Annotated in this window: 22 protein-coding genes and 1 pseudogene; 19 read left to right on the top strand and 4 right to left on the bottom strand. The window is 53.2% G+C overall.

The features are described 5' to 3' along the window. Positions 1-3 precede the first annotated feature (3 nt). From ACT53C_RS01025 to ACT53C_RS00985, 9 genes are all read left to right on the top strand, one after another. The gene (locus tag ACT53C_RS01025; RefSeq protein ID WP_476144928.1) at positions 4-420 is read left to right on the top strand and encodes a hypothetical protein; all 417 of its coding nucleotides are present in this window, start codon (positions 4-6) and stop codon (positions 418-420) included. Between the two features lie 263 nt (positions 421-683). Further along, entirely contained in the window at positions 684-3,512 is a 2,829-nt protein-coding gene (locus ACT53C_RS01020) for a DUF6701 domain-containing protein (RefSeq protein ID WP_476144404.1), read from the top strand. Between the two features lie 277 nt (positions 3,513-3,789). Next, the gene (locus ACT53C_RS01015) at positions 3,790-4,728 is read left to right on the top strand and encodes a hypothetical protein (RefSeq protein WP_476144403.1); all 939 of its coding nucleotides are present in this window, start codon (positions 3,790-3,792) and stop codon (positions 4,726-4,728) included. Further along, on the top strand, positions 4,725-5,591 hold the full coding sequence (locus ACT53C_RS01010) for a PilN domain-containing protein (RefSeq protein WP_476144402.1): 867 nt from the start codon (positions 4,725-4,727) through the stop codon (positions 5,589-5,591). The genes ACT53C_RS01015 and ACT53C_RS01010 overlap by 4 nt, the downstream gene beginning before the upstream one ends. A gap of 3 nt (positions 5,592-5,594) precedes the next feature. Then, positions 5,595-6,308, top strand: coding sequence for a type II secretion system protein GspM (gspM, locus tag ACT53C_RS01005; RefSeq protein ID WP_476144401.1), 714 nt, complete (start codon positions 5,595-5,597; stop codon positions 6,306-6,308). 13 nt (positions 6,309-6,321) lie between these two features. Beyond that, positions 6,322-6,693 (top strand): hypothetical protein, encoded by a 372-nt coding sequence (locus ACT53C_RS01000; protein WP_476144400.1) that lies wholly within the window; start codon positions 6,322-6,324, stop codon positions 6,691-6,693. Between the two features lie 61 nt (positions 6,694-6,754). After that, the gene (gene mshL / locus ACT53C_RS00995) at positions 6,755-8,533 is read left to right on the top strand and encodes a pilus (MSHA type) biogenesis protein MshL (RefSeq protein ID WP_476144398.1); all 1,779 of its coding nucleotides are present in this window, start codon (positions 6,755-6,757) and stop codon (positions 8,531-8,533) included. An 8-nt stretch (positions 8,534-8,541) separates the two neighbouring features. Then, positions 8,542-9,432 carry an ExeA family protein gene (locus tag ACT53C_RS00990; RefSeq protein WP_476144397.1) on the top strand — a complete coding sequence of 297 codons (891 nt, stop codon included), beginning with the start codon at positions 8,542-8,544 and terminating at the stop codon, positions 9,430-9,432. 19 nt (positions 9,433-9,451) lie between these two features. Further along, a complete protein-coding gene (locus ACT53C_RS00985; RefSeq protein ID WP_476144396.1) occupies positions 9,452-10,648 on the top strand; it encodes a tetratricopeptide repeat protein in 1,197 nt (398 codons plus the stop codon). A 9-nt stretch (positions 10,649-10,657) separates the two neighbouring features. Here ACT53C_RS00985 and ACT53C_RS00980 read toward each other — a convergent pair whose 3' ends face one another. After that, a complete protein-coding gene (locus tag ACT53C_RS00980) occupies positions 10,658-11,110 on the bottom strand; it encodes a ComF family protein (RefSeq protein WP_275356318.1) in 453 nt (150 codons plus the stop codon). Between the two features lie 391 nt (positions 11,111-11,501). Between ACT53C_RS00980 and bioB the strand changes: the two genes are divergently transcribed. Genes bioB through ACT53C_RS00950 form a run of 6 tightly spaced genes read left to right on the top strand, consistent with a single transcriptional unit; the run spans position 11,502 to position 17,082 of the window. Next, entirely contained in the window at positions 11,502-12,533 is a 1,032-nt protein-coding gene (bioB, locus tag ACT53C_RS00975; RefSeq protein ID WP_476144395.1) for a biotin synthase BioB, read from the top strand. Then, positions 12,534-13,718 carry an 8-amino-7-oxononanoate synthase gene (gene bioF / locus ACT53C_RS00970; protein ID WP_476144394.1) on the top strand — a complete coding sequence of 395 codons (1,185 nt, stop codon included), beginning with the start codon at positions 12,534-12,536 and terminating at the stop codon, positions 13,716-13,718. It begins immediately after the preceding gene. Then, complete coding sequence (bioH, locus tag ACT53C_RS00965) at positions 13,715-14,506, top strand: pimeloyl-ACP methyl ester esterase BioH (RefSeq protein WP_476144393.1); 792 nt, start codon at positions 13,715-13,717, stop codon at positions 14,504-14,506. The genes bioF and bioH overlap by 4 nt, the downstream gene beginning before the upstream one ends. Next, complete coding sequence (gene bioC / locus ACT53C_RS00960) at positions 14,507-15,385, top strand: malonyl-ACP O-methyltransferase BioC (protein WP_476144392.1); 879 nt, start codon at positions 14,507-14,509, stop codon at positions 15,383-15,385. Next, positions 15,385-16,029 (top strand): dethiobiotin synthase, encoded by a 645-nt coding sequence (gene bioD / locus ACT53C_RS00955; protein ID WP_476144927.1) that lies wholly within the window; start codon positions 15,385-15,387, stop codon positions 16,027-16,029. The genes bioC and bioD overlap by 1 nt, the downstream gene beginning before the upstream one ends. Further along, positions 16,030-17,082 carry a rhomboid family intramembrane serine protease gene (locus ACT53C_RS00950; protein ID WP_476144391.1) on the top strand — a complete coding sequence of 351 codons (1,053 nt, stop codon included), beginning with the start codon at positions 16,030-16,032 and terminating at the stop codon, positions 17,080-17,082. It abuts the gene before it with no gap. A 4-nt stretch (positions 17,083-17,086) separates the two neighbouring features. Here ACT53C_RS00950 and ACT53C_RS00945 read toward each other — a convergent pair whose 3' ends face one another. After that, complete coding sequence (locus tag ACT53C_RS00945) at positions 17,087-18,217, bottom strand: glycosyltransferase family 4 protein (RefSeq protein WP_476144390.1); 1,131 nt, start codon at positions 18,215-18,217, stop codon at positions 17,087-17,089. Between the two features lie 30 nt (positions 18,218-18,247). Between ACT53C_RS00945 and waaC the strand changes: the two genes are divergently transcribed. Continuing rightward, a complete protein-coding gene (gene waaC, locus ACT53C_RS00940) occupies positions 18,248-19,198 on the top strand; it encodes a lipopolysaccharide heptosyltransferase I (protein WP_476144389.1) in 951 nt (316 codons plus the stop codon). 39 nt (positions 19,199-19,237) lie between these two features. Here the strand turns inward: waaC and ACT53C_RS00935 are convergent, their stop codons facing one another. Next, on the bottom strand, positions 19,238-19,561 hold the full coding sequence (locus ACT53C_RS00935) for a hypothetical protein (RefSeq protein WP_476144948.1): 324 nt from the start codon (positions 19,559-19,561) through the stop codon (positions 19,238-19,240). A gap of 123 nt (positions 19,562-19,684) precedes the next feature. Next, positions 19,685-19,744 (bottom strand): annotated as a pseudogene (locus ACT53C_RS00930) (type II secretion system protein); the annotation flags it as partial. 250 nt (positions 19,745-19,994) lie between these two features. Here ACT53C_RS00930 and grpE point away from each other — a divergent pair. The 3 genes from grpE to dnaJ all read left to right on the top strand — a co-directional run bounded on the left by grpE (position 19,995) and on the right by dnaJ (position 23,773). After that, positions 19,995-20,531: a nucleotide exchange factor GrpE gene (grpE, locus tag ACT53C_RS00925; RefSeq protein ID WP_275356311.1), complete on the top strand. Its 537-nt coding sequence runs from the start codon at positions 19,995-19,997 to the stop codon at positions 20,529-20,531. 100 nt (positions 20,532-20,631) lie between these two features. Continuing rightward, a complete protein-coding gene (gene dnaK / locus ACT53C_RS00920; RefSeq protein ID WP_476144388.1) occupies positions 20,632-22,548 on the top strand; it encodes a molecular chaperone DnaK in 1,917 nt (638 codons plus the stop codon). Positions 22,549-22,642: 94 nt separating this feature from the next. Continuing rightward, a complete protein-coding gene (gene dnaJ, locus ACT53C_RS00915; protein WP_194748658.1) occupies positions 22,643-23,773 on the top strand; it encodes a molecular chaperone DnaJ in 1,131 nt (376 codons plus the stop codon). Positions 23,774-23,830: the final 57 nt, after the last annotated feature.

The following is a 23,830-nucleotide window of genomic DNA, read 5'->3' as shown; positions in this document are numbered from 1 at the left end:
TTTATGTTGCCTGTGGCAATATTTTTGATGGTGACATTGGCTGCCTTGGTGGGGTATGCCATGCGGCTGTCATTGCTGGCTAATCAGGGGGCGATACAAGACGTGCAGGGTGTGCAAGCTTATCTTGCAGCCAGAGCAGGTGTGGAATGGACGGCTTATTATGTCTTGTCGCCAGGATCGACAACTATGCAATCATGCCCTACGCCGCCTAACCCGTTTACGATTAATGGCTTTACGATTGCAATTACCTGTAATCAGACCAATCCGACTCCGCAAGATCGGGCGGGTACACAGAATATCGGGATGTATACCATTACTGCGATTGCTTCAAAAGGGGCGGCTGGTGCGCTTGATTATGTTGAGCGCAAAGTCACCGTGAGCTTGAGCCGTTGCCTGATGGGGACAGAAGAGTGTAGTTAAGAGGGAAAAAGACATTGTTTGCCTGGCGGAGATTAACTTTTTTATGGGGGCTTTGTATTACAGGGCTGTTAGGTCCTGTATTCGTACTGGCTGCTCCGGCTATCCTGAACCAGAATGGCGGATCAAGCTCATCCAATGGCTTAAAGATTTATATTGACCGTTATACCCAGATACAGGTGCAAAGGTTAAATAGTACGGGTCAGATCTATAGCCCCAGCCAAACTCCTCAGGATGTCATTTACAGTGATCCTTCACAGAATCGTTTGGATAATGGTATTTATATCCGCGGCAATAACACCATTTATGGCCCTGATCATTTTGCTTACAATGCGGCAGGAAGTTACAGCCCACAAGCGATGACGGCGGTCTCGCCTGCTAATGCATCAGCCGGGAATGCCCAGACGACCCGATCTCAATTTACCGTTCCTGGCAATAATGTCGGAGGTGGCCCACAAGTCACCATAGATTGGAGCTACACCTATCCTTATGATTTTGTCACCGCCAAGGTGAGCATTTATATTCCTCCGACATATCCAGTCAGCTCAACTAATCCTGTACGCTATTATCATGTGGTTGATACCTATTTAGGGGGGTCTGACTGCGGCTGCGGTGTGCGCTATGTGGACACTAATGGTAAGCAAGTAGCAGGGACCTATCCATATGCAGGGAATTGCTCGTCAGGGAGCAACTCTACGAATGTTGCTTGCCCATCGAGTACAAGTTTGCCTGCTAACTTAGATGTGGTTGAGAGTTTCAGGGAGAGGGATGGAACGTTTAGCCGCTACTGTGTAGGCAATTATCAAACATTCTGGTCGAATAATAATTCGACTGCCTGTGCGATAGCCAAAACAGGCCAGTTGGGGAATACAGTCAATACCACCTTAACAGACACCGGTGCGGCGATTGAGTATGACTTTACAGCTCCCGGAGTCTATACGTTCAGCTATGACTTTGTGGTGGGCTCAACTTTGGTCCCTGATTACGATCATTTGGAAATCCGCCACCCTGGGAGTTCTTCCTTATGTCCGGTCGATATTCAGGTCATGGCTTGTTTGGTCTCCACCATGCCTTGCCCGGATGACCAGTTAATTAACTCTGGTAGTCTCACGGGTACATTGACGATTTCGCCCGGTTCTCCTAGCGTCACGGTGACGCCAAGCAATGCGTTTGAGATCGGCGATGTGGGTACCACGGCCACCCTGACCTTGCAAGGCAGCGCAGCAGCCACGTATAGCTTGGGGGCGACTGGTCTTAGTAAGGGGCCGATGAATGGCATCAAGTGCTGGAACACGGCAAATAACTCGCAAAGTTGTAGCTTTACCATGACTAACACGGCGTGTGTGAATACGTTTGAGTGTATGGAAAGTGGCATGACGTATAACAATCTAAAAACTGACTCATCCAAGCGTAATCCGCTCTACACCAAGGTGTTGGGTCAGTCTTTTGATGTCGATGTGGTTGCCGTGCTTGCCAGTGGGGATCAGTCCAGTGGCTACAATTCATCTGGCTTGCAAGTTGATTTGGTCACCGACAGTAGTAACACCTGCAGTACAAATATCATCGCGACCAAGTTCGTCAGCTTCGCGACTTCGGATGGCGGACGTAAAAAAGTGACATTCAACGCCTTGGATGTGACGCGGGCATATCCCAATTTGCGTTGCAAGGTGACTGACACCGGTCAGAACAAATCGGGTTGTTCGTCTGATAACTTTGCCATGCGTCCACAATCGTTATCAGTGACTAGCAGCAATACTTCACAGTCAACCTCACCAAGCAATACCGCCACGCCCGTATTCAAGGCGGGGGCAGATAATTTTAGCCTGACCGTTTCTAGCAACGAGCAGGGCTATAATGGCACGCCCAAAATATCGAATGCATTATTGGTGGCTCATCCAGGGGCGTCAGTTGTAGGGCAGGTTGCGGGATCATTTGCGGCGGCCAGTGCCGGGTCCAGCACGGGAACCAGCTTCACCTATTCTGAGGTCGGACATTTTAAAATTTCAACGCAAGGCCTCTACGATGATACTTTCACCGCAGTGGATCAATCCAAAGGTGATTGTGATAACAGTGGGAGTCCATTTGATAATGGCGGTGCAGGGACGCCGCCAAAATATGGTTGCCGTTTTGGTAATACCTCAGATACGAATTATTTTGGCCGTTTCATCCCCAACAGTTTCCGCGTGGATGCTTCCAGTCCGTTGACGCTGGCTTGTGGCAGTTTTGTTTACTATGGGCAGGATACCACTGCAACCAGTACAGCTCCGGGGTTTATGACGCCATTCAGTATCACTGCACTTAATGCGGCAGGGACGACGACACAAAATTATACAGGTAGTTATGCACGGCTGGATCTGACCAGTTATAGTTCGTACCAGTTTAGCGCCTCGCCATCTAATGGCGCCACATTGAGTGCAAGTGCTACCAGCCCTGCCATCACAAAAACGACAGATAACACAGTGCCGATTTGGAATAATGGTACCACCAGTGTTCGCGTCAGACATAAACTGTCCAGGCCTGGGTCAGCAGTCAATAAAGGTCCAGTGGTGATTTCAACGCAGCCAAAAGACAGTGACCAAGTCACCACAACCGCCCCAGTCGATATTTCGAGTGGGGGGATTGAGTTCCGCTATGGCCGTCTGGCCGTGATCCCTGCCCATGGCTCGGAGCTGTTGGCTTTACCGGTGCCGATTGAGGCGCAATTTTACAAAGATGGTTTTTATGTGCGTAGTCAGGGCGACGCATGTACCACCATTGATAGCAAAAGCATCGTTATGAAAAACTATAAGGGTAACCTGACAGCTTGTGAGACCTTTATGTCTGGTACTTTCACTGCGAATAACGGCTTGGTGAAAGCTATTCTTTCAGCGCCCAAAGTGGGGTCCGATGGGCGGCCCAATGTTGGCAGTGTTGATCTTGAAGTAAATCTGGGCAATGCTGCTCCAGGTGAGGTTACTTGTCAAAGCAATGCCGGTCCAGTCAGTGCCATTGATGGTGGCAAGTCAGATTGGTTTGGGACGACAGATCCTGTGGGGCGCGCCTCGTTTGGCATCTACAAAGCGCCCATCATCTACATGCGTGAAAGCTTCCAATAAAGACAAAGCCACCTAAATCAGGTGGTTTTGTCGTCTTATTCCTGCATTTGATCTCCCGTTTCAGGCACTAAAGTTGCTCGCATATATGAGGCGTGGCCGGATAGCGTGATTGTCTGGTGCCACGATGGCGCATGGCCAGTTAAGTCATTTTGCGCATAAGAAGATGATTTGACGTGCGACTTTTTTGTGTATACTAATTTGCGATTGTGCTTGAAGTAAGTATTATTATTCTTTGATTTTAAATGATAAAGTGACTCTGAAAGACTGGCGACTCTCTATGCAATGGTTTAAAAGACAAAAAAACAAGCAGCAGGTAGGGGTGAGTTTTACCGACATGCATGTGAGTACTGTTGCCTTGACGCCGCCTGCAGAAGGGACTAAGCCAGTGGTTTCATTTGCGGCGGTTGAGCAAATACCGTTGGATGCTACTTCCACATTACGTCACTTTGTGACCAAAAATGACCTCAAGTCTTTACCCTGCAATCTGGTACTCAATGTCGACCAGTACAACATTGTGCAGATTGACAAGCCCAATTTGCCAGAGGATGAAGTAAAACCGGCGTTACGCTGGAAACTCAAGGGATTGCTTGATTATGCGGTAGAACAAGCGGTGGTTGATGGGATCGATCTGCCTTCAGATCCTTCTGTAGCTAACCGTCAGGCCTTGATGCTGGCGATTTGTGCCAAAAAAACCACGGTGACCGGGGCGGGTAACCATTTGGTCGATGCCGGATTTAACCTGCGTTCGATTGATGTGCACGCGTTGGCACAACGCAATATTGCCCATTTGCTTGAACACGAAGATCGCGCGCTGGTGATGGTGAGCATCCTGCCACGCGGCTGCCTGATCACGTTTACGGCAAAAGGCGAGCTTTACCACACGCGTCTGATTGAGTTGGATCGCGACTTTTTGAACGACAGAGACGAAATCTTCAGAACCAATTTTGATAAATTGGTGCTTGAGCTGCAACGCTCGCTGGACAGCTTTGACCGTCAGTTTCCTTTCCTGAGCTTGAACCGTATGGTGGTGGCGCCAGTCGTGCATCGCGACTATCTGGTAAGTGGCCTGAGTTCCAGCCTCTATGTGCCGGTCAACGTCTTTAACCTGGAAGATATCGTTGAGCTGCCTGCCAACCAGGATTTTTCCAGCCTTGAAAAACAGGCCATGTTGATGCCTGCCCTGGGTGCTGCCTTGCGTCAGGAGGCTGTCGCATGAGTCAGCAGATTAACCTGTATGAAGGTGGAGGCGTCAAGGCCAAAGAGTGGTTCACGCTGCCTATGGTGGCAGCAGTCTACCTGCTGGCCGCAGTGGTGATGTATTTCTTCTACACCGGCCTCGCAGATGAAAATGCGCAGCTACAGGTGCAACGTAACCAGGCCGTTGCGCAGTACGAAATGATGCAGAAAAAAGTGGACGAGTTCTCGAAAAAAGCCGCGCCAATCGATAACAGCAAGCTCGAGGCAGAGTTGAAAGCGCTCAAGGGGCGTTTGGAAATGCAGTCGCAAATTCTGGCTATTTTTCAGCAGTCGATTTCAGAGCAGTCTGCTCATTTGATCGACTATTTACGGGCATTTACAGGGCAGCAGCAACCTGGAGTCTGGTTAACCGGCTTCAAGGTCGAGCCTGCCGTCCAGCATCTGTCACTCACCGGCCAGGCCTTGCAATCACAAGATATTCCGGCTTATCTGGATTTACTCTCCAGCCAGTCTGTCTTTGCAGGCACCGAGTTTTCCGGCATCCAGTTTAAGCAAGTCGAGTTGCACAAACCGCAGCCGCGCACCAGCGCTAACCCTGCAAGCCCGGCATCAACCCCGACGCCAGATCCGGTAGCGGCTGCGCCTGCTGGTAAAGAGGGTGCGGGAGCCGATCCAGCCGCTGCGCCAGCTGCTTCAACACCTGCGCCGTCAGCCCCTGGCAGCCCGGCAGCCGCTGAAGTGCCTGGACTCAAAGTGTATACATTTGAAGTCAAGGGGCGTGATACGCAAGCCACGAACAAATTGGTCAATGGCATGAGTTGGGACGAATTTGTGCGCCAGACGGTGCCACCTCAGCCCGGCAACCAGAGCGGGAGACAGTAAGTCATGCGATCTGAAAAACTACAGGCAATCAGCGATAAATGGCAAGCGTTCTCGATGCGCGAACGCTGGATGCTGATTGGCACCGGATTGTTTGCCGTGGTGGGCCTGATGGATACCTTTTTGCTGGAGCCACAGCGGGTGCAACTGGCCAGCACCCAGCAGGAAATCCTCAAAATACAAAACGATACGACCACCTTGACTGAGCAACTCACTACGATTGCAGCGCAGGCGGCGCCACAGCCTGCCACGCAGGCGTTTCAGCAGGAGATTGAAGAAACCAGGCAAAAAATGGCCAGCCAAACTGAGGAATTACTCAAGGTATCTGCATTTATGGTTTCGCCACAAGCCATGGTGGATATGTTGAAGAAACTGCTGCAAAAGCATACCGATGTGCAAGTGATTGAAATGCAATCATTGCCGGTGGTGGATTTTATTGAAACGCGAAGAAAGTTATTGCAGGCACAAACCGCATCAGGGACTGATTCTACTGCGGCCTCGGACGAGGTCTGGAAGAATGTGCCGCATGTCTATCAGCATGCTGTGAAAGTCCATTTAAAAGGGCAGTATTTTGCGTTGATGGCGTATAGCAAGTCCCTGAAAGCGATCGGCCGTAAACTGGCATGGGAAAGTGCCGAGCTTAAAGGCGGCTACCCAGAAAGCGAATTGATTTTTCAAGTGTATACCCTGAGTGGGGAAAACGCCTGGTTGGGGATATAGCATGCGCATATTCATGATTTGGATGGTATTGGTCAGCATGGCACATAGCCAGGCCGCCGAGCAAATGATAGACCCTACGCAGCCGCCAGCTGCTGTATTGCCTTATCTGCCAGAGGCGCAAACGGATGCTACGCCGGCTTGGCAAGTGACGGCCATCCAGGACAACGGCAAGCATGGATTTGCCGTGGTGAATGGCGAGCTGGTACCGTTGGGTGAGCGCTATCAAGGCTTTAAGCTGGTTTCGGTCAAGCACCAGCAAGCGGCGTTTATCAATCAAAACGGTGAGAAAAAACTGCTGGGTTTGGGGCTGGCCAGTGTTGTGATGCAGGCGCCGTCGCCTGCGCAGATAAAAAAAGCCAAACAGGCAAAAACGGTTAAAAAATAAAGTGAAAATGCCTGCGATTGGCTGAAGTGGCCACCAGGTGAATATCAATAGAGAGACTGCTATGAAAACTTTTGTGAATACCTTGGGTGTGATGATGATAGGCGCCGGGTTGGCTGGATGCACCAGTAACCCGTTCACGCCGACCAATCCATCAATTCAACCAAAAATACAAAACGAATTGGCGACCTCTGCGGCCAAGGCGCAAGCACAAGTGGTGCCACCGCCTAAAGAAGTGACGGATGAGTTGTTTGAGCCGCTTAAAATTGAGCCGCCCAAAGCCCTGGCCAAGCGCGTCGAGCCTCGCTTTGACCTCGTGGTTAACAAAGCCCCGGCCAGTCAAGTACTGATGGGCATGGTTTCTGGCAGTCCTTACAGCATTGCTTTAAGCCCGGAGCTGAAAGGCGAGATTACGATTAACCTGCGCGATGTGACGCTATTTGAAGCGCTCAATGCCTTGCGTGACTTGTATGGCTATGAGTACAAAATGAACGGCAAACAGATTTTTGTCGAGCCACAAACCCTGCAAACCCGTGTTTTTCAGGTCAATTACATTACGGGCGCTCGTAGAGGGTCTTCTGCCACCCGCGTGACGTCGGGGACGGCCAGCGGCTCGGGTGCAGGCGGTGCCGCAGGCGTGGCCGGGCAGGCCGCCGCCATGAACGGTGCCATGGGCGTTGGCTCTGGCTCAACCGGGACAGGCACGGGCAACCAGGCGGCCTCGGGCGCCTCCAACCTGCAAGTGTATGCTTCAGATGTGAGTATGCGCACCAATAATGACTTTTGGGATGACATTACCGGCTCATTGAGCAGCCTGATTGGTGAAGAAGGCGGACGCAAGGTGGTCATTAACGCGCAGTCTGGCCTGATCATGGTCAAAGCCATGCCTAAGGAAATTCGCCAGGTGGAGAAGTTTCTGAGCCTGATGCAGGTGACTGTGGATCGTCAGGTGATTCTGGAAGCCAAAATTATCAAGGTGCAACTGAATAGAAACTCGCAACAAGGGATTAACTGGGCAGCGGTCAGAAACATTCACGGCCGTGATTACACCTTTGGTAACGTGAACGGCAATACTACACTGGGAGAAACCGGTACACTGACCAATGGCACGCTGACCAGTACCGTACCTGGCGCTTTGAGTAACAGTGACCCGGTGTCCATAGGCGGCTCGATGTTTGCGCTAGCGGTACAAGGCAAAAACTTTTCTGCGCTGCTTAACTTTCTCGAAACACAGGGCAATGTAGAAGTCCTGTCCAGTCCGCGCATTGCCACCATCAACAACCAGAAAGCGGTACTCAAGGTGGGGAATGATGCGTTCTATGTGACTAATGTGCGTACCAATGTGACCACCACCACCGGCGGCGCCGTGGTGACGCCAGATATCCAGTTGCAACCTTATTTTTCTGGCATTTCACTGGATGTGACACCGCAAATTGACAAGGATGACAACATTATTCTGCACGTCCATCCGTTTATCAGTGAAGTCACCCAGGTCAACCGTACTGTGAGTTTGTCCAGTGCCAACGGCGGCACGTACACGATTCCCACAGCCTCTTCCAACATCAATGAAACTGATAGCATCGTGCGTACCCGTGATGGCAGCGTGATTGCGATCGGCGGGCTGATGTCTGAATCCGTGGATAATACACGTACAAAAGTGCCTGGTTTGGGCGATGTCAAGTTTTTGGGCAACCTGTTTCGCCAGAAAGACCAAAGCTCTACCAAAACCGAGCTGGTCATTCTGCTCAAATCCACCGTGGTCCGCAGTGGCGATAACTGGGCGCAAGATATGCTCGACAGCCAGGACCGGGTAGAAAAACTCAAGTCAGACAACGCATTTTAGGAGCGGGCATGTACCTGCAGCATTTTGGCTTAAAAGAGTTTCCATTTTCGATCACGCCGGATACGAGCTTTTATTACGCCACGCGCACATTGCAAGAGGCACTCAATACGCTCTTGATTGCGATTGAGTCGGGTGAAGGCTTTGTCAAAATCACTGGCGAAGTCGGTACTGGCAAGACACTGCTGTGCCGCCGCTTGCTCAAAGCCTTGGAGCCCGGTTGCCAGATTGCTTACCTCCCTAACCCCTATCTAGACCCACATGCTTTACTGATGACGCTGGCCACCGAGTTTGGCGTCGCCTTCAAGCCTGAGTTTACCCACCATGACATGATAGATGCGCTGCATCGCACATTGCTGACCTTTGCGGCAAAGGGCACGCATGTGGTCGTCTGTCTGGATGAGGTGCAAGCCATGCCACTGGAAACGCTGGAAGCCTTGCGCTTGCTGAGTAACCTCGAAACTGAAAAGCGCAAGCTGTTGCAGGTGGTTATTTTTGGTCAGCCTGAGCTGGAAGAGCGTCTCAACCATCCGTCTATTCGCCAGCTGCGGCAGCGCATTGGCTTTGAATATCACCTCAAAGGCCTGCAATGGGAAGAATTAGCGTTTTATTTGAATCATCGCATGCATGTGGCAGGGTATCAGGGCGGCATGGTGTTTAGTCCGGCCAGTATGCGATTGCTATACCGGTATGCCAACGGCATTCCGCGCTTGCTGAATATTCTGGCGCATAAAGCATTATTGTCTGCGTTTGGCCGTGGCCAGCACAGGGTTGCAACCGAGGATGTGAAAGCGGCGATTCTTGATACACAAGCCAGTGTCAAAGCCCAGCACCGCTGGCTGGGGCATGGATTTAAATGGTGGTTGACGTTGCATGCCACCCTGGCCGGGTTTGGTCGTTAGCAGGCGACGGAGGAATCAAATGAGCTTGATTAATCAGGTGTTACAAAACGTAGAGGCCCGTCAGGGTAGTCCCGCGGATGGTTGGACCGGACAGGTCAAGCCGGTGTTGTCTGCACAGCCAGCTCCGGCTGGCCGTTGGTTGAATCGCCTGATAGGCGGCGGGCTGCTGGTTGCGACTGCCGGATGGGTGTGGATGAATGCGCCTATGTTAATGGCGTATTTTTACCCGCAGCATGTGACTGCAATACCCCAGGCAGTGCAGCAGGCTCAACGGCAAACACCGCGTGTACAGACTGCGCAGCCTGTTTCAGCCCCGGTAGCCGCAGAGGCAAGCACGGTGGCGACTTGGGCGCCGCCGCAATTGACCAGGTCATTGTTTAGTACCTGGCATGCAGAGCCCATCCCTGCAAAGCCCAGCGCGCGCCCTGTCGTTGCTCAAGTGAAGCCCGTGGCTAATGCTGCTACACCACAAGTAGAGGGCGAGTTCAGCATGAAGGCCGCGGACAATGCGGCGGCAATCACGGTTGCCACCATCGCGCCCGCGCTGGAGTCGCACGCGGACCAGAGCCAGGGCAAAAGTGATGAAAAGTCAGCCGAAAAAGGTATGGTCAATAAACATGTCAGACCGGAGCAGGAAGTGAATGTCTTGATCCAGCGTGCCGTTGATCATGAGCAAAAAGGTCGTTTGAACGAGGCGTTGGCAATGCTCAGGCAAGCGCTGACAATTTACCCGCAGTCTGAAGATGCACGCCAGCTGTTGGCCGCCTATTTGTTTGAGTCCCGGCAAGAGGCCGAGGCTGTCTCGGTTCTGCAGGCAGGCATCAAGCAGTTTCCGGCACAAGTGGGGGTGTCCAAATCGCTGGCCAGATGGCAGTTGGCGCATGGTCAGGCAGAGGCAGTGTTACAAACATTAAAACCGGTGGTCAATGTGCTGGCGCCAGATGCCGAATCGCAATGGATGCTGGCCATGGCTTATCAGCAAACCGGCCAGCATGCCGCCGCCTTGCCACATTTTGAACGCGCGACGCTGTTGCGGCCGGGGCATGCACAATGGATGGTGGCGTACGCCATTTCATTACAAGCTGTGGGCCAGAATGCGCAAGCCTTGCAGCACTTGCAACAGGCGCAAAGCCTGCCGTTAAGCGAGCGTTTGCTCGAATTTGTTACGCAGCGCATCCGTCAACTGGGCGGCAGCGTACAAGCCAATGCCGAATAATTGTGCTAGCTAGTCCTGTTTGAGGGTGCGTGCCAGCACGAGCGCCGTCACCTGTGCAGCCCCCGCCTGTTTAAAAACTTTTGCCAGCGCATGCATGCTGGCTCCTGTCGTCATCACATCATCCACGATCATCACATGCTGACCTTGCCATCGCTGCGAGGTCGCAAAGGCACCGCGTAGATTGCGGGTTCTTGTTTTCATGTCCATCGCTGCTTGCGCTGGCGTGTCTATCAATCGCTCACAGCCGTCTATCCTTAACGGAATTTGCCACTGCTTTTGCAAGTGCCTGGCTAATTCAAGCGCATGATTAAACCCACGCTGTTTGATGCGGTTCAGGTGCATGGGCATCGCCACCAGGACGGCTGGCTGCTGGCTCGCGGGTAACACTGGCAGGCGGGATAGCCAGGCCTGTGCCAATAGCGCCCCCCATGGCAATTGCTGGTGGTATTTAAATTGATGCAAGAGTCGATCTAGCGGATAGGCATAGCGAAAAACGGTCAGCGTTTGGTCAAAAGCGGGGGCATGCTGTAAACAGATGCCGCACAGCTCACCTCGCGTATTTGGTAATGCGCATTGTGGGCAACGCGGCGATTGGTACCAGGGCAGGCTGGCCTGGCAGTCTAAACAAAGTCCGTTTGGAGGGGAGATTGGCTCGTCAGTCGCTGAAGGTTGGCGAGCGCCTGGGGCTTGATGGCACAGCGGGCAGGGCAGCGTCGTTGCCAGCCACTGCGACAACCAGTGAGTGGTGTTGATTTGTTTAAATTTTAAGCTGTTGTAAAATTTTTTCACGTATGATTTTAAACAACATATAATTCGGCCGGATTATTCATCTATTTTTTAATGCGTGGGACTTATGGAACAACACACCTCTGCTACTGCTTGTGGCACCGAAATGCAAACCTCCGTCATTAATCTGGATGGCTTGAAGCCTGCGGCTTCCTGTCATCCAGCGGTTGAGCGCTGGCGCGTTGCAGATATCATGGCACTGTTTGAATTGCCGTTCAATGATTTGCTGCACAGAGCGCACACTGTGCATAGGGAGCATTTTGATCCAAACGCCGTGCAGGTCAGCACACTGCTGTCGATTAAAACGGGCGGCTGTTCCGAAGACTGCGGCTATTGCCCGCAAGCTGCGCGTTATCATACCGAGGTTGAAAATGAGCCCTTGATGCAGTTGGACGAGGTGCTGGCCGCAGCCAAAGCAGCCAAAGAAAGCGGTGCCAGCCGTTTCTGTATGGGAGCTGCCTGGCGCGGACCCAAACAGCGCGACCTGGAGCCTGTGCTCAAAATGATCTCTGAAGTGAAGGCGATGGGGCTGCAAACCTGTGCCACGCTGGGCATGCTTAAGGATGGGCAAGCCGAGCAACTGAAAGAGGCTGGGCTGGATTATTACAACCATAACCTGGATACCGCGCCCGAGTTCTATGGCGATGTGATTACCACGCGGACGTATCAGGACCGTCTGGACACCCTGGACCGCGTGCGCAGCATGAATATCAATGTGTGCAGCGGCGGCATTATTGGCATGGGTGAAACCCGTGCGCAGCGCGCGGGCCTGATTGCGCAGTTGGCCAATATGGAGCAACCGCCGGAAAGCGTGCCCATCAACTTGTTAACCCAAGTGGAAGGCACGCCTTTGCATGGCACCGACCCATTGGATCCGCTGGAGTTTGTGCGTACGATTGCCATCGCCCGCATCACCATGCCGACCAGCTTTGTCCGCTTGTCTGCTGGCCGCCAGAGCATGGGCGAAGCCGTGCAGACCTTGTGCTTCCATGCCGGGGCCAACAGTATTTTTTACGGTGAAAAATTACTGACGACCGGCAACCCTGAGGTTGAGTCTGACAATGCCCTGTTTGCCAAATTAGGCTTGAAGAAAATCTAAATGAGCGATCTGCTGGAGTCTTTACGGGCCGATCTGGAAAAACGGCAAACACTGGGTCTGATGCGTCAACGCCGCTTGCTGGATTCGCCCCAGGCCGAGCATATCACCGCCAATGGCCAGCCATTTTTGTCGTTTTGCAGCAATGATTATCTGGGCCTGGCCAACGATGCTGCGCTGGTGGCCGCTTTGCAACAAGCCGCTGCCGAAGCGGGCGTGGGCAGTGGCGCCTCCAATCTGATTACCGGTCATCACCGCTATCATGATCAGTTAGAGCAGGCGCTGGCGGCTTTTGTCGGGCAACCGGCAGCCTTGCTGTTTTCCACCGGCTACATGGCGAATATTGGCGTCGTCAGTGCCTTGATGGGGCGTGAAGATGCCGTGTTCTCGGACAAGCTGAATCACGCCTGTCTGAATGATGGCGCATTTTTGTCACGTGCCTCACATCATCGCTTTCCGCACAATGACGTGGCCGCCTTGGAAAAATTATTGCAAGCCAGCACGGCCCGTCACAAATTGGTCACCGCTGATGCGGTGTTCAGTATGGATGGCGATATTGCGCCGCTGGCTGAGTATCTTGCGCTCTGCGAACGCTACGATGCCTATTTGTATGTGGATGATGCGCACGGTTTTGGTGTGCTTGGTCCGCAAGGGCGTGGCTCGCTCAAGCACCTGGGGCTACAGTCACCACGCCTGATCATGATGGGCACACTAGGCAAAGCCGCGGGTGTGGCGGGTGCTTTTGTAGCAGGCCAACAAATCGTGATTGATTACCTGATTCAGCACGCCAACAGTTATATCTACACCACGCCTGCGCCACCACCGCTGTCCGCCGCCTTGCTGGCTTCAGTGAAAGAGATAGAGCAGGGTGATGCGCGCAGAAAGCAATTGTTTGACATGATTGCGCTGCTCAAGAGTGAGCTCTCACTCACCCGTTGGCACTTACTGCCGTCAGAAACCGCTATCCAGCCGCTGGTGGTGGGCGATAACCATGAGGCGCTGGCATTGAGCCAGTATTTGCAGGCGCGTGGCATTCTGGTCCCTGCGATCCGCCCCCCTACCGTGCCGGTGAACACTTCCCGCCTGCGCATTTCCCTGTCGGCTGCCCATCGTGAGTCCGACGTCAGGGCGCTGATTCAAGCCTTGCACGATGCCGAGCGTGAGTTAGCTGTCGGGGCGGGGGCATGAGTTGTTTTATCGAAATCATGGGGCAAGGCAAACCGCTGGTAATGCTCCATGGTTGGGGCATGAACAGTGCGGTATGGGAAAGGGTCACCAAGCGGCTGTCCACCCATTTTCGACTGTTTCTGGTGGATTTGCCCGGCATGGGCCAGAGCCGTCCAGTTTATCCTTATCACTTGCATAGTCTGGCCGAAGCGGTCGCTGAGGAAATCCCCGGCGTGTCCACCATTTTAGGCTGGTCGCTGGGCGGCCTGGTTGCGCAGCAAATTGCCCTCAATCAGCCGGACCGGGTAGAGAAGCTGATTCTGGTGGGGACCAACCCCTGTTTTGTGAGTAAACCAGACTGGCCACATAGCATTGCAGCCCGCCATTTTGAGCAGTTCAACGAGCGGTTTGCGCAAGACTTTAATGCCACCTTGCTCAATTTCTTGACCCTGCAATGCATGCATGCCAAAGATGCGCGCAGCACGGTACGCCAATTGCGTATTGCGTTTGGCGCCAAACCCACGCCTACCCAAGATAGCTTGAATCAAGCCCTGGATATCCTGATGCAGACCGATTTGCGCGAAGAGGTCGGGCGCTTGTTCCAGCCCGCGCTGATCATTCACGGGGATCGAGACACGCTGGCGCCGGTCTCGGCAGCGCACTGGCTGGCCATGCATTTGCAGCGTGCCCATTTGCGCGTGATCGCCGGGGCGGCACATGCACCCTTTTTGTCACATGCGGAAGCTTTTTGCGAAACGGTCGAAGCCTTTATGGCGGATGAGCCCGCTGCGCGCGCCGGGGAGCATTAAATGCAGGATGTTTATCAGATCGACAAGACGCGCATGCGCCAGTCGTTTCACCGTGCAGCCAAACAGTATGATGCCGCCGCCATTTTGCAGCGCCAGGTACGTGAGGAGATGTTGAGCCGTCTGGACGTGGTCAAGCTGGCGCCTGCGGTGATTCTGGATGCAGGTTGCGGCACCGGTCATGGCTTGCATGCCTTGCTCAAACACTTTAAGCAGGCAAGAGGCGTGGCGCTGGATATTGCCGAAGGTATGCTGGTCCGCACGAAAACGCTGTTTCCCTGGTATCGCTTCTGGCAGGCCAAACCACAAATGGTGTGTGCCGACATTGAAGCCATGCCGTTGGCGACCGCCAGTGTTGATATGGTGTGGTCCAACCTGGCCGTGCAGTGGTGTAACGACATGGACACCGTATTGCAAGAATTCAGGCGTGTGCTGAAACCCAACGGGCTGCTAATGTTTGCCACCTTGGGACCGGATACGCTGAAAGAACTGCGCGCAGCCTCTGGTCATGGGCATACCCATGTCAGCCGTTTTATTGACATGCATGATATCGGCGATGCACTGACGCGGGCTGGCTTTAGCGCGCCGGTGCTGGATGTGATGCATTACACCCTGACCTACGATACGGTGGAATCTGTGATGCGCGACCTCAAAGCGATTGGCGCACATAATGCGACGGCGGGGCGTGCCAAGGGCTTGAGTGGCAAGGGCTTTTTGCAGCAATTGCGCCAGGGCTATGAGGCTTTTCGCCACCAGGGTAAATTGCCCGCCACCTATGAAGTGGTGTTTGTACATGCCTGGACCGGGAGCCAGCCCTACACGGCACCCGGGACCAGTCCGGTGCAATTCATGTCGCGCAAACCCGCCACGCAGGGAGCATGATGCAGCCGTTGCCTTCACGTTTTTTTGTCACTGGCACCGATACCGGTGTTGGTAAAACCACAGTCACCGTTCGCTTGATGCAGCAGTTGATTGCGCAAGGCAAGACGGTGATCGGCATGAAGCCAATAGCTTCCGGTTGCGAGTGGCTGGATGGCCGCTGGCAAAATGAAGATGTGCGTTTACTGACCGCCGCCTCCAACGTGACTGCACCTGCTGAACTGATTAATCCCTACCGCTTTACACCGGCCATTGCGCCCCATATTGCCGCCGCGCAAGCTGGCATGGAGATTCAGCTGGAGGTCATTCAAGCCGCCTATGCACAACTGACCACGCTGGCCGATGTGGTGATTGTGGAAGGCGCAGGGGGCTTGCTGGTGCCTTTAAACCAGACGCACAGCGTGGCCGATTTGATTCAGGCCCTGCAATTGCCTGCGCTGATGGTGGTCGGCATGCGCCTGGGCTGTATCAACCATGCGCTGCTGACGGCAGAGGGGCTCAAGTCGCGGCAGATAGCGTGTTGTGGCTGGGTCGCGAACAGGATTGATCCGCAGATGTCTATGCCAGAAGAAAACCTGCAAACCTTAATCGACAGTTTGCAACAGCCGCCCTTGTTGCAGGTGCCTTTTCAGGAGTCACTCGCCTAGATGCACGCTTCACCCACCCCTCGCATTGAGCTGCGCGCACCTGTGCCGCCGATGACGCGCACATTGATTGCGCTTAATGTGCTGGTGTTCGTGCTCATGCTGTTTGGTGGCGCCGGGTTTTGGCACTCGCCCAATACAGTACAGCTGACCTGGGGCGCCAATTTTGCCCCAACCACGGCCGATGGTCAGTGGTGGCGCTTGGGCAGCGCCATGTTTTTACACTTTGGCGCCGTGCATCTGGGCATGAATATGCTGGCCTTGTGGGATGGCGGCAAGCTGGTCGAACGCATGTTCGGCTCTGCACGCTTTCTCTTGATTTACCTGGTTAGCGGTATAGGCGGTAATCTGTTGTCGCTGGTGGTTCAGGGCAATCAGGCGGTGTCAGGCGGCGCCTCCGGGGCGATTTTTGGCATCTATGGCGCGTTGCTGGTCTATCTCTGGGTTGCCAGACACCAGATGCAGCAAGTTGAATTTCGCTGGTTGTTCTGGGGAGGCATGCTCTTTTCAGCGTTGACCATAGGCATGGGCTACGTGATCCCCGGTATTGATAACTCTGCGCATATTGGCGGGTTTTTGACCGGCGGCGTGCTGGGCTTGCTCATGTTGCCCGCTTTTTTACGTGGCTCGCCCGCTATCACTATATCGCAAGCCTTGGCAGGGCTGGCCTGGGCGCTGGTCGTGCTGGGTTTGCTGACGCATTTGCCGGCACCCAAATATCGCTGGCGGCAAGAGGTGGCGATTCAAAAGCAATTGCAAAAACTCAACCAGGTTGACCAGCAGGCTCAGCACAAATGGCAGCAGATCATGCTTGAAGGGCGAGAGGGCAGTGTCAGTTTTGATGAAATGGCGGCGCAGATTGACGCACAGGTCGCCACGCCTTATGAAGAGAGCTTTGAAAAACTGTCCCGCTTGTCTGAGGACCCCAAGCTGCCTTCTGCGGCCTTGCTTGAGCAGGCCAAAGCCTATGCCTTGAAACGCAGTGAAGCCAGCAAGGCGGCGGCGGACCAGCTGCGGCATCTGCCGTTTAAGGCCGGCCGACCCGCTGCGCCTTAATCGGTTAAAGTGGGCGGCGGCTTGAAGCAGCCTCAATGATGCGGGCTTCAGGCGCTGAGACCTGTTTGGCGGCCAGTTGGGCGACGTATGCGCGGGCCTGTTGGCCCCAGCGTTGTTGCGGCAAGCTGGTGAGCATGGTCTGCAAAGTGCGGTTCATCACGGCCTGATCAAACGGTTCAGGCAATACTTCTCCTGCCCCGGCAGCGGCAACATAGCTCGCATAGCCGCACACACTGGTCACCAATTGCGGCAAACCGGCCGTCATCGCTTCAATGATGACGATGCCGGCCAGTTCTGAGCGCGCGGCGTGTATGAGCACATCGCAGCCTAGCATGAGCGCCGGGATATCCGGGCGGCCCCCAGCTTCAATACAACGGTCGGCGACACCACGCTCAGCAGCATAGGCCTGCATATTGCTGCTGGATTCAAACTCTCCGACGGCGATTAGCCAGCAACGTTGCTTGAGTGTCTCTGGCAGGCTGCTCAAGGCGTTGATTGCACGGTCCACGCCTTTGCGCAAAAAAGCCGAACCGACGGTGAGCAAGACGATGGCGTCTTCTGGTAACGCAAATGCCTGGCGCACATAGGCGCGGTCATCCTGGGCGGCTAAGTCAGCAAATCGCTGCAGCGGGATATTGGGCGGGATCAGGTGAAAGCGTGCCTGGTCGGTACCATACCAACGCTGAAAAATCGCCTGGTCATGCTGGTTAAGCAGCAAAATCTGTGTGCCTGCCTGGGGGCCAAACACGGCCTGCTCCATGGCAGAAAAAAAGCGGTAACGGCCAGACAATTTTTTATACCAGGGTTCGCGTGACATGCGTTCGGCATAGCAGGGATCGGCGGCGAAATAGACATCCAGCCCCGGCATGCGGTTAAAGCCGACAATACGGTCAAACTTGCCTTGCGCAATCCCTTGCTGCATCTGGCGGATCAGCGAGGTGTGTCGGTGATGATTGAGCCAACCGCGGGCCTTGAGCAAGCGGATGTGTATGCCTGATGGTTGTTCGCCACGCCATTCGCCGGTAAAAATGGTGACTTCGTGTCCCAATGCCACACAGTCGCGGGCAATACGCAGCATGTCACGCTGCACACCGCCGTAGGGAAAGTATTTGAATATGAGAAACGCAAACTTCATGCGCTGGCATTGTATGCGAAAATAGCGGCCATGAAACGCATCTTGATCGTCAAAACCACCTCTATGGGGGATGTTATCCACGCTTTGCCGGTGGTGGAAGATCTCTTGCAGCATCATCCCGATGCGCAGATTGACTGGCTGGTAGAAGAAAGTTTTGCCGATATTCCAAGATTGCATCCGCAGGTGAAGCAAGTATTTACCGTCGCAGTACGCCGCTGGCGCAAGCAGTGGTGGCGTTGGCAGACCTGGCGGGAAATCTCGGCTGTCAAACAGGCCGTCGCGGCGCAACCTTATGATGCCGTGCTTGATTTGCAAGGCCTGCTCAAAAGTGCGGTGATGGCCACCTGGGCACGTGGTCCGCGCCATGGCTATGATCAGCATTCCATTCGTGAGCCTATGGCCAGCCGCTTTTATCAGCACACCTATGCGATTCCCTACCGGCAGCATGCCGTGATTCGGATGCGCACCCTGGCGGCCAGCGCACTTCATTATGCGATGCCATTGGAAAAGCCCAATTACGGACTGTCTGCGCAATGTCCAGATGCCAATAGCATGGCATTTCTCGCTCTCCATGCTACCAGCCGCGATAGCAAACTATGGCCAGAAACTCATTGGGTTGCCTTGGGGCAGTATTATGCGCGGCAAGGATTGCAAATGTGGCTGCCTTGGGGCAACGACATGGAGCATCAACGTGCATTACGCATTGCAGGGCAAGTGCCAGATGCGCTGGTACTGCCCCAAATGGATCTGCAAACACTCGCTCGTCGCATGGTTCATGTGCGGTTCGCTGTTGGTGTTGATACTGGGCTTTCTCACCTGGCCGCGGCATTAAATGTGCCTGTTGTGGCCCTGTATACGGATACTGAGCCAGCTTACACGGGAGTGGCAGCTGGGCGAGTTTCACCTGCGATGAATCTCGGTGGGGCTGGGTTAATGCCGTTAGTGAACGATGTGATAGCCATGCTGGCTCCAATTGCGTGATTCGTGCCGGACGCATTATCAACACTGATGGCCGGGCTATCAACAGCCGCTGGTGACTAAGCTGACGGACATCAATGGTGGCTGGCCATCTGGGCTCAATTGATAAATCACTTTGCAATTTTGTGGGTCTGTTGCACCATCTTTGGTATATACAGTCTGGAAAGAACCGCCTTGATGCTGTGTGTAACTGAAGCCCGTGATATCCATTAAATCTCTAAGACTACCGACACCATCGTCTACAAAAAAACGACCCCATCCGGTCGGATATCCATAATGAAAATAAATCGTCTTGCCTTCTATCACCGTAGTCGGAAATTGCCCACCATCTGCGTTCATATTGCATTCAGGATCCAAAAAACACATGCTTCTACCCATTGTAGCTGCCTGTATAATTGTGCCCTTAAAAGCATATAAAGTCGAAATTCGGGCACTGCTTGCAACATTCGCAAAGCGTGGAAGCGCAGATGCAGCAAGAATACCCAAAATGGCAATGGTGCAAACAAGCTCGACCAGAGTAAATCCTCGATGTTTAAATATCGATGACATGGTGGCAGCATCTCATATCAAATACATGTTTGATTCTATCTTGGAAGCCGCCAAACAATCAGCCAAGAAGATGCAAGATATATTGCTACTTCTTGGCTTGAGTCAAATCTCGATTTTTCTTTTGGGCAAGGATGACGTTTCAAGCACATCAACCCAAGATAGCGCCCTAAATTTTATCTGATGGCCCTTGAAATCTCTGCGACTGCTCCCCATTTGCAAAAAATACCGTAATAAATCTTAGGGGAGCAATATGCAAGAAGAAAATAACGCATCAGCGGCTGAGCCAATCAACAGCCAGCCTGATGGCCAAACCACACCAGATCTCACGAACGATACTCAAGATGCCCGCATTGCCGAACTCGAATCAGCGCTGGAAGAAGCCAAGGCGCAGGTGCTGTATGTGAAAGCCGAAGGCGAGAATATTCGTCGCCGCGCTGCTGACGATATTGATAAGGCGCGTAAATTTGCGCTCGAAAAATTCAGTGGTGAGTTGCTGGCAGTGAAGGACAGCCTCGATGCCGCGTTGGCGGTAGAGAACGCCGATGTGGATAGCTACAAAAATGGCGTAGAACTGACTGCAAAACAACTATTGAGCGTATTTGAGAAATTCAATATTGCTGAAATCAACCCGGTGGGTGAGAAGTTTGACCCGAACAAGCATCAAGCCATCAGCATGGTGCCAGCAGAGGGTGAGCCCAATACGGTATTAAGCGTCTTGCAAAAAGGCTACAGCCTGAATGAGCGCGTGTTGCGTCCAGCGCTGGTGACCGTGATTCAGGCAAAATAATCCATATTGTGAACAGGGACTTGAAATCTGTAGAGATGTCCCAATGTTCAGTGCATCAGAGATTGAGATTAACCAAATTTAAAGGATAAGGATAACGACTATGGCAAAGATTATCGGGATTGACTTGGGGACCACCAACTCCTGCGTGGCAGTGATGGAAGGCGGGAAACCTCGTGTGATTGAAAACGCTGAAGGTGCGCGTACCACACCTTCTATCATCGCTTATCAGGAAGATGGCGAGATTCTGGTCGGTGCCCCTGCTAAACGTCAGGCCGTGACCAACCCGAAAAACACCCTGTTTGCGGTGAAGCGTCTGATTGGCCGTCGCTTTGACGAAAAAGAAGTGCAAAAAGACATCGACCTCATGCCTTACACCATTGCCAAAGCCGACAATGGTGACGCTTGGGTCGAAGTACGCGGCAAAAAACAGGCGCCGCCACAAATCTCCGCAGAAGTGCTGCGCAAGATGAAGAAAACTGCTGAAGACTATTTGGGCGAAGAAGTGACCGAGGCCGTGATTACCGTGCCTGCTTACTTTAACGACAGTCAGCGCCAGGCCACCAAAGATGCAGGCCGTATTGCCGGTCTGGAAGTGAAACGGATTATCAACGAGCCAACCGCTGCCGCATTGGCGTTTGGTTTGGACAAACAGGAAGGCGACCGCAAGATCGCGGTGTATGACCTGGGTGGTGGTACGTTCGATATTTCGATTATCGAAATTACTGAGATTGATGGCGAGCACCAGTTCGAAGTGTTGTCTACCAACGGTGACACTTTCTTGGGTGGTGAAGACTTTGATAACCGTATCATCGACTTCCTGGCAGATGAGTTCAAGAAAGAGAACGGCCTGGACCTGCGCAACGACTTGCTGGCTAAACAGCGTCTGAAAGAGGCAGCTGAAAAAGCCAAGATCGAGTTGTCCGGCGCACAACAGACAGAAGTCAACCTGCCGTACATCACGGCAGATGCAACGGGTCCTAAGCACTTGGTGGTCAAAATCACCCGCGCCAAACTTGAATCCCTGGTGGAAGACCTGATCGAGCGCACCATGGCGCCTTGCAAAATGGCATTGAAAGACGCAGGCGTGTCGCCTTCTGACATCTCTGACGTGATTTTAGTCGGTGGTCAGAGCCGTATGCCTAAAGTGCAAGAAAAAGTGAAAGAGATTTTTGGCAAGGAGCCACGTAAAGACGTGAACCCGGATGAAGCTGTGGCGGTAGGTGCTGCGATTCAGGGCGGCGTGTTGAAAGGCGATGTCAAAGACGTATTGCTGCTGGATGTGACCCCATTGTCACTGGGCATCGAAACCCTGGGCAGCGTGATGACCAAGCTGATCAAGAAAAACACCACGATCCCGACTAAGGCTTCGCAAGTGTTCTCGACTGCTGAAGACAACCAGAATGCCGTGACCATTCACGTGCTGCAAGGTGAGCGTGAAATGGCCTCAGGTAACAAGAGCCTGGGCCAGTTTAATCTGAGTGATATTCCACCCGCACCACGTGGCATGCCGCAGATTGAAGTGACTTTTGATATCGATGCCAACGGTATTCTGCATGTGTCTGCCAAAGATAAGGCAACCGGCAAAGAAAACAAAATCACCATCAAGGCAAACTCTGGCTTGTCTGAAGAAGAAATTCAGCGCATGGAAGAAGATGCGGCCAAATATGCGGACGAAGACAAGAAACTGCGTGAACTGGTCGATGCCCGTAACCAGGCTGACAGTGTATTGCACAGCGTGAAAAAATCGCTGGGTGAGCATGGCGACAAGATGGAGGCCGATGAAAAAGCCAAGATCGAAGACGCCATCAAAGCGCTGGAAGACGTGGGCAAAGGCGATGACAAGGCAGACATTGAAGCCAAAACCAATGCATTAATGGAAGCTTCGCAAAAACTGGGCGAGAAGGTATACGCTGAGCAACAGGCTCAAGCTAATACAGAGAGCGCACAGCCCCAAGGTGAAAAAACCGTGGAAGGCGATGTGGTCGATGCCGAGTTCGAAGAAGTGAAAAAGGACTAATTCGACACGGCAGGCGAATAGTCGTTAGTCCTCTTGCAGGCTAACGACTTTCGCATTTCTAGACGCTGTTAACTGGACATGAAAAAGGCAAGCAATGGCAGCTGCAAAAAAAGACTATTATGAAGTACTCGGTGTGAACCGGGACGCCAGCGATGAGGAAATTAAAAAAGCCTTTAAAAAGCTGGCGATGAAGTTTCACCCGGACCGTAACCCGGATAACCCTAAAGCCGAAGAGAGCTTTAAGGAAGCAAAAGAAGCCTATGAAGTGCTCAGCGATGAGCAAAAACGCGCCGCTTACGACCAATATGGTCACGCCGGGGTAGACCCGAGCATGGGCGGCGGCGCTGGCTTTGGCGGCTTCGGTGGTGGTGGATTCAGTGATGCTTTTGGCGATATTTTCGGCGATATTTTCGGCGGTGGACGCAATCAGCGTTCCAACGTCTACCGTGGCGCAGATTTGCGGTATAACCTCGAAATTTCGCTTGAAGAGGCGGCGCGCGGCACCGAAACCAAAATCCGTATTCCGGTGCAAGCCACCTGTGAAACCTGTCATGGCTCTGGCGCACGGCCTGGTACCTCTCCGGTCACTTGTACCACTTGTAACGGACATGGTCAGGTGCGCATGCAGCAGGGCTTTTTCTCTGTGCAGCAGACATGTCCCAAGTGTCACGGCACCGGCAAGATGGTGAAAGACCCTTGCCCCACTTGCCATGGCAATGGACGCGTCAAACAGAACAAGACACTGAACGTGAAAATTCCGGCCGGTGTGGATGAAGGCGACCGTATTCGTTTAAGCGGTGAAGGGGAGGCTGGCGTCAACGGGGGGCCAACTGGTGATTTGTACGTGGTGGTCCACCTCAAGGAACATCCGATCTTCCAGCGCGATGGTGCAAACCTGCATTGCGAGATGCCGATCAGCTTCAGTACCGCTGCGCTGGGCGGCGAAATCGAAGTGCCGACTCTGGATGGCGCTGCCAAAATGAAGATTCCAGCAGAAACACAGACCGGCAGCGTGTTCCGTTTGCGTGGCAAGGGCATCAAGCCTTTGCGCTCTAGCGAGCATGGCGATCTCATGGTGCATGTGGTGGTTGAAACACCGGTGCGCCTGACCGAGAAGCAAAAAGAGTTGTTGCGCGAGTTTGAGAACAGCACCCAGGCGGATGCGGGCAAACATAGCCCTAAGAACAAAAGTTGGGTCGATAAAGCACGCGATTTTTTTAGCTAATTCCCGTGTCTGATCAAAGCCGTTAGTCTGGCGAGTCGCCTTCTGCTAGACTAACGG

The organism is Methylophilus sp. DMC14 (assembly GCF_056314085.1).
This window is presented reverse-complemented; position numbering and strand designations above follow the sequence as displayed.